The following is a 10,953-nucleotide window of genomic DNA, read 5'->3' as shown; positions in this document are numbered from 1 at the left end:
TTTCCGGCATCCCGGCAACGGCGGTGTTCATGCGCTCAGGCTACCATCTCGGCAACGCCGAGCTCGGCCTGGCTCTCGGCCTTCTCGGCCTTGGCGTTGCGCTGAGCGAATTGCCCTGGGGGCTGCTCACCGATCGCTGGGGCGACCGTCGCGTGCTTCTGACCGGGCTCAGCGCCACCGCGGCCTGGCTTTTGCTGATGGCGATGCTGGTCGCGCCGTCGGCGGCATTTGTGCCCGGCGTCCCGCTTCTGGCAGCCAGCCTGCTTGTCGCCGGCCTGCTCGGCGGCAGCGTCAACGGCTCCAGCGGCCGCGCCATCATGGCCTGGTTCCAGGAGGGCGAGCGCGGCTTTGCCATGAGCATCAGGCAGACGGCGGTACCGCTTGGCGGCGGGCTTGGGGCGCTGGTCCTTCCCTCGCTTGCTTCGGCTCACGGCTTCGCAGCCGTCTTCGGGCTGCTGGCGGTGGCATCCGCTGTCTCGGCCCTGTTCGCCTGGCTCTGGCTGCACGAGCCGCCGATGGCGGGCGAGAATAGCATCGCACCGGTGGTCGTGCCCGGTCCGGCGCCGTTGCGCAATATCGAGGTCTGGCGCATTTCGACCGCCATTGGCATGCTCTGTTTCCCGCAGGTGGCGGTGCTCACCTTTGCCTCCGTCTTCCTGCACGACTTCGCCGGAATGGGAACGGTGGCGACCAGCGCCAGCCTTGCCGTCGTGCAGACCGGCGCCATGGTCATGCGCGTCTGGAGCGGGCGCTTCACAGACCGCCACGGCAACCGCCGCCTCTTTCTCCGGCTATGCTGCGCGCTCAGCGCGCTTGCCTTTGTGCTGCTTTGGCTGCTGGTTCTGGCCGCCTCCGGGCACCCGGCGCTGATGTCAGCGCTTCCGCTGGCGCTGGTCTTTGCCGGCATCTGCGTTTCGGCCTGGCATGGCGTCGCCTATACCGAACTCGCCACGCTTGCCGGCGCCGGCCATGTCGGAACCGCACTCAGCCTTGCCAACAGCTTCGTTTTCGTCGGTTTCTTCCTGGTGCCGGCAGCCATTCCGGGTCTGGTCGTTCTCTGCTCGTGGTCGGGCGTATGGCTGGCGGCGGCCGTCTGCGCATTGGTCGCCTGGCCGGTTTTTCTCCGGCCGAGCTGAATTTTCCGGCCCGGCTGGGCGGCGTAAAGACGTCTCGTTTGGCGTCAACATCAAAAAAACACGATCGACCTTGTTAACGCCCCATCAAGGTTAATGCATCATTGTTCCTCTCCAGTGGGGTCCGTTGCGTTTCTGGAGAGTTCCGTGCATCGACGTGTTGTGAAGCGGCTGCTCGCCGCCGCCGGTGAGAAGAAGCGTTCCTTCCTGTCTCCTCTGGCTATTGATCTCGGCATCTTGGGCGGCTTCCCCAAGAGTTCCGTGCATCGAAATGTCTTGACGCGGCTTGTCGCTGTCGCTGGTGAGAAAAAACGTTCCTTCCTGTCTCCTCTGGTCGTTGGGCTTGGCATCTGGGTCGGCTTTCCCAATGTCATTGCCTACCAGGACATGACGAGCCTGGTCTCCGGCCTCGAAGCGCCGAGCGTCCGCTGGAACGCCTTTGTCGAGAAATCCGTGGCCGGTTCGGTTCATGCCGCCGAGATGCCTTTTCTTGATTCCGACACCACCGGTTCGATCTCGGGTTCAGGCGTCCGGTTGCCCGGCATCGGCACCGTGTCGTTTCGCGGCAAGGGCAGCGCAGCCAGCACGACACCCGACGAGGATCGCGTCATGCGCGCCGACAAGGGGGACCGGATCATCCAGATCTCGCCGGTGGCGCCGCCGAAGAACTTCAATGCCGGCTCGATCTTCGAGCGCACCTCCTCGCTGCTTCGCCCGAGCATGGACAGCGGCCTGAAGATGGCCTTCGCCAAGCCCGAGATCAAAGGCAAGGAGATCGAGATCGCCGCCGCATTCCACACGCGCGTCGACAAGAAGCCCGATCCCGACATGCCGCCCATGCTTGCGGCATTGGTCAACAACGATCATCCCGATGTGCTCGCGACCGCCTATGCATCGGCCGCGCCCGACTATGCGCAGGCATCGCCCTTCGAGGCATTGCTGCAGGACGAGCAGCCGAACAATGGCCGCTTCATTCCGCCAATGACCAAGGGCGACCACTCCTGGATGCAGAATCCGCTGCCGGCGAGCGTCTTCTCCAAGCCGGAGCAGGCATGCCTTGCCAACGGCATCTATTTCGAGGCGCGCGGCGAGAGCGTGCGCGGCCAGGCCGCCGTCGCCCAGGTCATCCTCAACCGCGTCCGCAATCCGGCCTATCCGAATTCGATCTGCGGCGTCGTCTACCAGAACGACAAATGGTTCAACCGCTGCCAGTTCTCCTTCGCCTGCGACGGCAGGAAGAAGCGCATCGAAAGCCCCGCCAACTACAGAATTGCCCAGGACGTCGCCATGGCGGTCACCGCCGGCAAGATCTTCATCCCGGAAGTGGGATCGTCGACCCATTATTACGCCAACTATGTCAATCCGGGCTGGGCGCGAGCGATGAAAAGAATGACCAAGATCGGCTTGCATATCTTTTACCGCACCTATGGCGGCGGCTGGAGCTGAGCACCCCCGACGCGGCCAATCGAAGAGCCACCGCCGCAGGGATTCGGCCGCAGCGCGCCAGAGACAGTGTCGGGCACGATGTCGCACCTTGGCAAGCCGTTGATTCAAATACGAAAAATACTTGAGGCTGAAGTTCTGCCCGTGGCTTGACGGAGGCAGACCCTCTAACTATGTTGCCGGCGACTTTAGAAGCGGACGGACGGCGACGGTCTGGCCGGGCAGGGGGGTTCGATGGCCGACAAGAATGGGCCACACGGAACCGGAGAAACCGGCCGCGGCAAGCAGCATGAAGCCGACATCCGCGATGACGATCTTGAGCGCCGCCGGCGCGACCTTGAAGCATCGCTAGCGACAAGGCGGCCGGACCGGCTCGAGGGGAAAGACGACGCGAAAGCGGGCAGTGCGGCCGGGTACGGCCAGGCACTCAAACTGTCCAGCGAGTTCATCGCCGGGGTAGTGGTGGGTGCCGGCATCGGCTGGATCATCGACCGTCTGGCGGGGACATCGCCGTGGGGTCTGATCGTGTTCCTGCTGCTGGGCTTTGGCGCCGGTGTGCTCAATGTCATGCGCTCCGCGGGGCTTGTGGCGCAATTCGGACAGGGCGAAAAACCGCGCGATCCGAAAGAATGAACCAAGGCGCCGCTGGTCGGCGCGATGAACAGGACAATAAAGTCGCGCGCGGCTTTGATGGGGATTATTAAGTGGCTGCTGACAAGGTCGATCCGATCCACCAGTTCCATATCGTCAAGCTGATTCCGATCAACATCGGCGGCTACGATCTGTCCTTCACCAATTCGGCGCTGTTCATGGTCGCCACCGTTGCCGTTGCATCGGCGTTCCTCTACCTCACGACGTCGAGCCGCAGCCTCATTCCCACCCGTCTTCAGTCGGTCTCCGAAATGGCCTATGAATTCGTCGGCAACATGCTGAGGGACGCGGCCGGGACGCAAGGGATGAAGTTCTTCCCCTTCGTGTTTTCGCTGTTCATGTTCGTGCTCGTCGCCAACCTGCTTGGCCTTTTCCCGTATTTCTTCACAGTCACCAGCCACATCATCGTCACCTTCGGTCTCGCCGCGCTGGTGATAGGAACCGTCGTGGTCTACGGCTTCATGAAACACGGCCTGGGTTTCCTGAAGCTGTTCGTGCCGCATGGCGTTCCTGTCTACCTTTTGCCGCTGGTCGTGCTGATCGAGGTGATTTCCTTCGTGTCGCGCCCGGTCAGCCTCTCGGTTCGTCTGTTCGCCAACATGCTGGCCGGCCACATCACGCTGAAGGTGTTCTCCGGCTTTGTCGTCAGCCTGAGCGCGCTGGGAGCGGTCGGCGTCGCCGGCTCGGTCCTGCCCCTGGCGATGGCGGTGGCGCTGACGGCGCTGGAATTGCTGGTCGCCTTTCTGCAGGCCTACGTCTTTGCCGTGCTGACCTGCATGTATCTGAACGACGCCCTGCATCCCGGGCACTGATCAAGAGTTTCCGGCCCAAGCGTTTCGACATTGCCGCCGGATGGAATTGCAACGGAATTTTAGATCCAAAGGAGTTGAACACATGGAAGCAGAAGCAGCAAAGTACATTGGCGCCGGCATCGCGTGCCTCGGCATGGGTGGCGCGGGCATTGGCCTCGGCAACATCTTCGGCAGCTATCTGTCGGGCGCGCTGCGCAACCCGTCGGCCGCGGATGGCCAGTTCGGCCGCCTGATCTTCGGTTTCGCTGTGACCGAAGCGCTGGGCATCTTCTCTCTTCTCATCGCGCTTCTGGCCCTGTTCGGCTGAGCCCCTGTTCGGCTGACATTGGGAATTGGACGGGCCGGCCGTAAACCTGCGGCGGGCTCGATATCAGGGGATAGTCGATGTTCGTGACATCTGCCTTTGCAGAAGAGGCCGCGCCCGCCGTCGAAGGTGGTCCAACCGGGACGGAAGGCGATACGCATTCCAGCACCGGTGTGCCCGCCGAGGCGCACGGCGTGTTCCCGCCATTCGATCCGGCGACGTTCCCGTCGCAGCTTCTGTGGCTGGCGATCACTTTCGGGCTGTTCTACCTGTTCTTGAAGCGGGTGGTGATGCCGCGCGTCGGTGGCATCATCGACGTGCGCAATGACCGGATCACTCAGGATCTGGACCATGCCGCCAGGCTGAAAGGCGAAGCGGACGCCGCAGTTGCCGCCTATGAGCAGGAACTGGCGGAAGCCAAGACCAGGGCCAACGCGATCGGCCAGCAGGCCAACGACGCCGCCAAGGCGGAAGCCGAGACCGCCCGCAAGAAGATCGAGGCGGCGCTCGACCAGAAGCTTGGCGAAGCGGAAGCCCGCATTTCTTCCATCAAGGCCAATGCCATGAAGGAAGTCGGCACGATCGCCGAGGATACCGCTTCGGCAATCGTCGAGGCGCTGGTCGGCGGCAAGGCCAGCAAGGCCGAGATCGCGGCCGCGGTCAAATCCGTGGCCCGGTGAGGAGCGCATCATGGACGCCACATCTCTCGCAACGCTTTGGGCCACGGTTGCGCTGGTCATTTTCCTGGCCATTGCCATCTACATCAAGGTGCCGGGCCTGATCGCCAAGGCGCTCGATGCCCGCGCCGCCAAGATCAGCGCCGAGCTTGAGGATGCGCGCCGGCTGCGCGAGGAGGCCCAGCAACTGCTTGGCCAATACCAGAAGAAGCGCAAGGAAGCCGAGCAGGAGGCCGCCGACATCGTCGCCGCCGCCAAGCGCGAGGCCGACATGCTTGCCGCCGAGGCGCACAAGAAGACCGAGGACTATGTCGCCAGGCGCACAGCGCTTGCCGAGCAGAAGATCGGCCAGGCCGAACGCGAGGCGATCGGCGAAGTGCGCGCCAGCGCTGTCGACATCGCCGTCGAGGCGGCCCGCACCTTGCTTGCCGCCAAGACGGACGCAAAGGCCGGCGCCGACCTGTTCAAGGCTGCGCTGCAGGACGTGAAGGCAAAGCTGAACTGAGTGACTTCCAGGCCGCTGAAATGAAGCCGCCCGGGGCAACCTGGCGGCTTTTTGTTTGGAGCGAGGCGCCGAAGCTGCCAATCTCCCCCCTCGTGGGGGAGATGCCCGGCAGGGCAGAGGGGGGCGCGAAGAATCGCAGCGCTGCATCCTCATGCGCCGCGCCAGCTGCAAATTGTGCAAGGAATCTGGGTGCTACGAGCTGCTAGGCTTGGCGGACGCCCCCCTCTGTCCTGCCGGACATCTCCCCCACGAGGGGGGAGATTGGCAACCCCGCCGTCGGTGGTGGGTCAGTTTGAAAATGGCGAAAGCAGAAGCTGCGCGAGCTGGTCGTCGATAGGAAAGTGAATCTGCGGCGTCGACAGCATGTGGATTACTTCTTGCGTTCGCTCGTCCGCGAACTCGATGTCATCGCGCATCTCAACAAGATCGGCCCATTCCTCTACGTCCTTCGCGTCAAGGTTCTCGGCCAGAAGACGCAACAGAACGCTACGAATGTGATCATAGGTCAGCCTGACGAGCGGTTTTGGATAGTCCCAGGGAAGCGGCGCTAGAAGCATTTCAAGCTCGGCAACCGGCCGATCCAACTCAACCAGTGAGTGGATGATAGAACGCCGTTCTTCCTCTCGCATGCTTTCGCCTGACCACTACCCCGCCGTCGGCTCACTCCAGCCCGGCGAAGCTCTCTTCCTCGACAGCCTCAACGCCACCCAAACGGAACGGGGCGAAGGACACGCGGTGCAGCCGCGCCACCGGCCCGTGCAACTCGATGGCCGTGCGGTGACGGACCGTGGCGTAGCCCATATGGAGCTCGAAGCCGTAATGCGCGTGATGGCTGCCGCAGCCGCACATCATGCGGTCGCGCATCACCTTGGCGACGATCGAGGCGGCGGCGATCGACTGCGAGCGCTGGTCGCCCTTGATTAGCGCTCTGCCCTCGCAGGGCAGCCCCGGCGGCACGTCGCGGCCGTCGGCGAGAGCCAGTTTCGGCTGCACCGGCAGGCCGACCAAAGCGCGGCGCATCGCCTCGAGGCTGGCCCTGAGGATATTGCTGTCGTCGATGCCTTCGGCGCTGACCGAGGCCATCGATACGCCGAAGGCGGAGCCGAGGATTCTCGCGAACAGCGCCTCGCGCTGCAAATGGCTGAGGCGCTTGGAATCGTCGAGACCGTCGGGAATGTTGGCGGGATCGAGCACCACCGCCGCAGCCACGACCGGCCCGGCGAGCGGCCCTCGACCGGCCTCGTCCATCCCCGCCACCGGCCACAGGCCCTCAGTCATCGCCTTCGTCTCGAAGGAGAAGTCGGGTCTCTCGACAATTTCAAAGAGAAGCGGAGAATCGGAACGCTGGCGAGCCATGGTGCGGCGAGGTTCGCATCAGCTCCGATTCTCCGCAAGCCCCTCCGGGTCAGGTGGGGCATCGACCCGGAAGGCACCGTCTGCAAGCCCGGGGACAAGACAGGCCGGACGGAATTTTTCGCGCGCCGCCAGTGCCGGCGGCACATCATGTTCTTCAAAGCAGAATCAACTGCTCGGTTGCCTTGGCCGCGGCGACGAACCGGTCGGTCCTGAGCGATCGCCGTTCGGCATTGAGGCCAAGCCGCTTGGCTGATATCTCGAAGCGCCGGCCGATCTGCCAGGCGTAGGGACCGGAGCCTTTCATGCGTTTGCCCCATTCCGAATCGTAATCCTTGCCGTCGCGCATCGAGCGGATTAGCGACATGACGTGGCGATAGCGGTCGGGATAGTGGCGCAGCAGCCAGTCCTTGAAGATCGGCGCCACCTCCAGCGGCAGGCGCAGCAGGACATAGCCGGCCTCGCGCGCACCCGCCGCATAGGCCGAATCGAGGATGCGCTCCATCTCCGGATCGGTCAGGCCAGGGACGATCGGCGCGACCATGACAGAGGCGGGAATGCCTGCATCCGATAGCTGCCTGATCGCCTCAAGCCGCTTGGTCGGCGTCGACGCGCGCGGTTCCATGGTGCGCGCCAGCATGCGGTCGAGCGTCGTCACCGAAAGCGCCACCTTGGCCAGTCCGCGTTCGGCCATGCGCGACAATATGTCGATGTCGCGCGTCACCAGCGCCGATTTGGTGACGATGCCGACCGGATGGCCGCGCGCCTCCAGCACTTCGAGGATCTCGCGCATGATCCGGTACTGCTTTTCGATCGGCTGGTAGGGATCGGTGTTGGTGCCGATGGCGATGGTGCGCGGTTGGTAGCCATCCTTGGACAGTTCCTTGTCGAGCATCCTCGCCGCATCCGGCTTGGCGAACAGCTTCGATTCGAAATCCAGCCCCGGTGACAGGCCCATGAAGGCGTGCGTCGGCCTGGCGAAACAGTAGACGCAGCCATGCTCGCAGCCGCGATAGGGGTTGATCGAGCGGTCGAAGGAAATATCGGGCGATTCGTTGCGGGTGATGATCGTGCGCGGCTTCTCGACCTGCACCTCGGTCTTGAACGGAGGCAGTTCCTCCAGCGAATTCCAGCCGTCGTCGAAGACATGCCGGCTGACCGGCTCGAAGCGGCCGGACGGATTGATGCCGGCGGAACGGCCGCGATTGCGGTCCGGACGCACGCGCATGCCGCTCTGTTCGATCATCGCATTGGCCATCTCGGCTCTTCCTGCCCCGAAGGCTGCAATGTCTGCACGCACGATCTGTTCCATTTTCGCCCTCTCCCAGGGACTGTCGGCAGGCTGTCGAATCGCTCTGTTCATGAAATTATTCCTATTTCATTGGTGAGAACAAAGCAAGAACTTTTTATGGTGCGATGCAAAAACTGGCGCTTCGTCCGGCTTTCGGCTATTCGGCTAAACATGCTCAGCGTTCTCATCGAAACCCTGAATGACGAAGAGGGCCTTGCCCGCACGCTTGCTTCGCTGATTGGCGGCGCGGTCGAGGGCGTGGTGCGCGATGTCATCGTCTGCGACACCGGTTCGACCGACCAGACGCATCGGGTAGCCGACCATGCCGGCTGCCATTATGTGACGGGCGGCGTTGCCGCCGGCATCAGGCAGGCCAAGGGCGAATGGCTGCTCATGCTGGAGCCCGGCGCGCGGCTGGCGGAAGGCTGGATCGACGATGTCGCGGCCCATACGGCCAGGCAAACCATGCCGGCACGGTTCTCGCGGGCGCGCGCCAGCCGCACGCCGTTTCTGTCACGGATATTTTCGGGAAACCGGGCGCTGGCGGAAGGGCTGGTGATCAGCAAGCGTCAGGCCACTGCCTTGTCCAAGAACGCCCGCAGCGCCGAAGCCATTGCACGCGGCCTCGCGACAAAGCGGCTCCACGCCGAGATCTCTGTCGCGCCGGCCAAGTGAACTCCTTCTTGTGCTGCTCCTCGCTCTTCTCCATTCACGCTGCTCGCCACGTTGCCTCTTTCCGTAGGTGGGTGAGGGGGGAGGTTGGTTACGGGAATTTTTGCCGGGCTGTCTTTTATTGTGCGTTGCACAATACCTTCCCTCGGGGTACCATCCTCCTGATGCGGGATATCAGGGTTTGGGGAATGCCGGAGTGGTGAGCGACCGACGCTTCGTCGACGCTGCCCTCATAGTCGAGGACCCCGATGACCTTTTCAAGCCCTGACAAATCCGGCGCTGCGAGCCTCGAGGCAATAGCCCGAAACGGCAGCCTGTTGCGCCGTATCGCAGTGCGGATCCCGACCTATCTGACAGACCTACGCGAGAACCCGGCCTGGCTGCCGATGTTCGTGCTGGCGCGCACCATGCCGGCGCGCCGGCTGCACTGGCGTGGCGCAAAACCGGTTCGGCCCGCACAAAAAGCCCAGGAAACGATGTTCACCGGCGTTGATCGTGGAACAGTCGTCGATGCGCTCCGCTCGGACGGCCTCTTTTCCGGGTTGGTGCTGCCATCGTCGATCCATGAGGAGATCGCCCGCTTTGCCCAGCGCACGCCGTGCTTCGGCAATTTCGACCGTAGGCTGGAATTCCAGCCGGCCAAGCATGCCGAGGCCGAGAAGCACTTCGGCCGTCCCTTGCTCAGCGGCCATTTTTTCGAACGGATCCTCGACTGTGACGCGGCACTTGCCGTGCAGCGCGACCCGCTGCTTCTCGACATCGCCGCCCACTATCTCGGCAGCCAGGCGAAATTGATCACGACACGTGTCTGGTGGAGCTTTCCGACCGGCGGGGTCTCCGACGCCGAGAAGAACCTCGCCTCGCTCGGCAAATACCACTTCGACCTCGACGATTGGCGCATGCTGAAATTCTTCTTCTACCTCGTGCCGGTCGACGATGGCACCGGTCCGCATGTCTATGTCAGGGGCAGCCACAACCGCCGCATCGTCAAGCATCAAATGACGCTTCTCGTCGGCCATCCGGCCGAGGAGGTTCTGAAGGTCTACGGCGACGACAGCCCGGTCACGCTGACCGGCGAGGCCGGTCTTGGGTTTGTCGAGGATCCCTTCGGTTTCCACATGGGCACCGTGCCGTCGCGCGCGCCGCGGCTGATGATGGAAGTCGGCTTCGGTGTTTCGCCGCCTTCGCGCCGGCGCTTCCATGGCGAGCCGGTCATTCGCTGAACGCTCCGGCTATCCGGTCTTCCCACGCCTGAGATGCTCGTCCAGCCGCGGCATGATCTCGACGAAGTTGCAGGGCATGTGCCGGTAGTCGAGCTGCGGCTTCAGGATGCCGTCCCAGGCGTCCTTGCAGGCGCCGGGCGAACCCGGCAGCACGAAGACGAAAGTGGCGTTGACGACGCCGCCGGTGGCGCGGCTCTGGATCGTCGAAGTGCCGATCTTGTCGTAGGAGATGCGGTGGAACACTTCGGAAAACCCGTCCATGCGTTTTTCGAAGATCGGCTCCAGCGCCTCCGGCGTCACGTCGCGGCCGGTGAAGCCGGTGCCGCCGGTGGTGATCACGACATCGATATTTTTGTCCCTCGACCACGCCAGGACCGTCTCGCGGATCTTTTCCCGGTCATCGGTGACGATGTCGCGTGCGGTCAGGATATGGCCGGCTTCGGTGATACGGTCGGCCAGCGTCTGCCCTGATTTGTCGTCGGCCAGGCTGCGCGTGTCGGAAACCGTCAGCACCGCGATGCGCACGGGAATGAAGGGACGGCTCTCGTCAATCCTGGCCATGTCAGTCCGCCTCCGATGTCAGGCTGCGCGTCGCGGCGACGAACCAGTCAGGCTGGCGACTGCGGATTTCGGCTGCGGCGCGCTTCGCCACATTGCCGGTCTCGAACAGCCCGAAACAGGTAGCGCCGGAGCCCGACATCCGGGCAAACCCCGCTCCGGCCTTGTTCAGCACGGACAGCGCCTTGCCGATGGCTGGCTGGATGGCGCGCGCGGCGGGCTCGAGATCGTTGCGGGTGATCTCCAGCCAGTTGCGGATGCTGTGGAAGTCGAAACTGCGCGGCAGCGGCGGCAGCCCATCATTGTCACGTTTCTCAATGGCATTGAATAT

13 protein-coding genes and 1 pseudogene are annotated in these 10,953 nt (G+C 63.5%); 9 read left to right on the top strand and 5 right to left on the bottom strand.

Annotated elements, in window-relative coordinates; genetic code table 11:
* The 7 genes from CN311_RS20595 to CN311_RS20565 all read left to right on the top strand — a co-directional run.
* The coding region (locus tag CN311_RS20595; protein ID WP_097575557.1) for an MFS transporter at positions 1–1,136 on the top strand (1,136 nt) is incomplete at its 5' end.
* Between the two features lie 258 nt (positions 1,137–1,394).
* Positions 1,395–2,579, top strand: a complete 1,185-nt coding sequence (locus CN311_RS20590; protein ID WP_097575558.1) for a cell wall hydrolase — start codon at positions 1,395–1,397, stop codon at positions 2,577–2,579.
* A 231-nt stretch (positions 2,580–2,810) separates the two neighbouring features.
* Positions 2,811–3,209, top strand: coding sequence for an AtpZ/AtpI family protein (locus CN311_RS20585; protein ID WP_097575556.1), 399 nt, complete (start codon positions 2,811–2,813; stop codon positions 3,207–3,209).
* A gap of 71 nt (positions 3,210–3,280) precedes the next feature.
* Complete coding sequence (locus tag CN311_RS20580; protein ID WP_097575555.1) at positions 3,281–4,039, top strand: F0F1 ATP synthase subunit A; 759 nt, start codon at positions 3,281–3,283, stop codon at positions 4,037–4,039.
* A gap of 82 nt (positions 4,040–4,121) precedes the next feature.
* Positions 4,122–4,346 (top strand): F0F1 ATP synthase subunit C, encoded by a 225-nt coding sequence (locus CN311_RS20575; RefSeq protein WP_006330271.1) that lies wholly within the window; start codon positions 4,122–4,124, stop codon positions 4,344–4,346.
* 77 nt (positions 4,347–4,423) lie between these two features.
* Positions 4,424–5,023, top strand: coding sequence for a F0F1 ATP synthase subunit B (locus CN311_RS20570; RefSeq protein ID WP_097575554.1), 600 nt, complete (start codon positions 4,424–4,426; stop codon positions 5,021–5,023).
* Positions 5,024–5,033: 10 nt separating this feature from the next.
* Entirely contained in the window at positions 5,034–5,525 is a 492-nt protein-coding gene (locus CN311_RS20565) for a F0F1 ATP synthase subunit B (protein WP_097575553.1), read from the top strand.
* Between the two features lie 287 nt (positions 5,526–5,812).
* Here the strand turns inward: CN311_RS20565 and CN311_RS20560 are convergent, their stop codons facing one another.
* The 3 genes from CN311_RS20560 to CN311_RS20550 all read right to left on the bottom strand — a co-directional run bounded on the left by CN311_RS20560 (position 5,813) and on the right by CN311_RS20550 (position 8,190).
* A complete protein-coding gene (locus CN311_RS20560; protein WP_133117226.1) occupies positions 5,813–6,154 on the bottom strand; it encodes a hypothetical protein in 342 nt (113 codons plus the stop codon).
* A 31-nt stretch (positions 6,155–6,185) separates the two neighbouring features.
* Positions 6,186–6,881 (bottom strand): ribonuclease HII, encoded by a 696-nt coding sequence (locus tag CN311_RS20555; RefSeq protein ID WP_097575551.1) that lies wholly within the window; start codon positions 6,879–6,881, stop codon positions 6,186–6,188.
* Between the two features lie 154 nt (positions 6,882–7,035).
* The gene (locus CN311_RS20550; RefSeq protein ID WP_133117225.1) at positions 7,036–8,190 is read right to left on the bottom strand and encodes a PA0069 family radical SAM protein; all 1,155 of its coding nucleotides are present in this window, start codon (positions 8,188–8,190) and stop codon (positions 7,036–7,038) included.
* A gap of 150 nt (positions 8,191–8,340) precedes the next feature.
* Between CN311_RS20550 and CN311_RS20545 the strand changes: the two genes are divergently transcribed.
* Entirely contained in the window at positions 8,341–8,844 is a 504-nt protein-coding gene (locus tag CN311_RS20545; protein WP_097575549.1) for a glycosyltransferase, read from the top strand.
* Between the two features lie 245 nt (positions 8,845–9,089).
* On the top strand, positions 9,090–10,064 hold the full coding sequence (locus CN311_RS20540; RefSeq protein ID WP_097575548.1) for a phytanoyl-CoA dioxygenase family protein: 975 nt from the start codon (positions 9,090–9,092) through the stop codon (positions 10,062–10,064).
* 9 nt (positions 10,065–10,073) lie between these two features.
* Here CN311_RS20540 and moaB read toward each other — a convergent pair whose 3' ends face one another.
* Positions 10,074–10,625, bottom strand: coding sequence for a molybdenum cofactor biosynthesis protein B (moaB, locus tag CN311_RS20535; protein WP_097575547.1), 552 nt, complete (start codon positions 10,623–10,625; stop codon positions 10,074–10,076).
* Position 10,626: 1 nt separating this feature from the next.
* A pseudogene (locus CN311_RS20530) lies at positions 10,627–10,953 on the bottom strand (4-(cytidine 5'-diphospho)-2-C-methyl-D-erythritol kinase); the annotation flags it as partial.

Source organism: Mesorhizobium sanjuanii, from assembly GCF_002529485.1.
In the GTDB taxonomy this organism is placed as follows: Bacteria; Pseudomonadota; Alphaproteobacteria; order Rhizobiales; family Rhizobiaceae; genus Mesorhizobium; species Mesorhizobium sanjuanii.
Note: the sequence above shows the minus strand (reverse complement) of the source record. Positions and strands in the feature narration are given on the sequence as shown.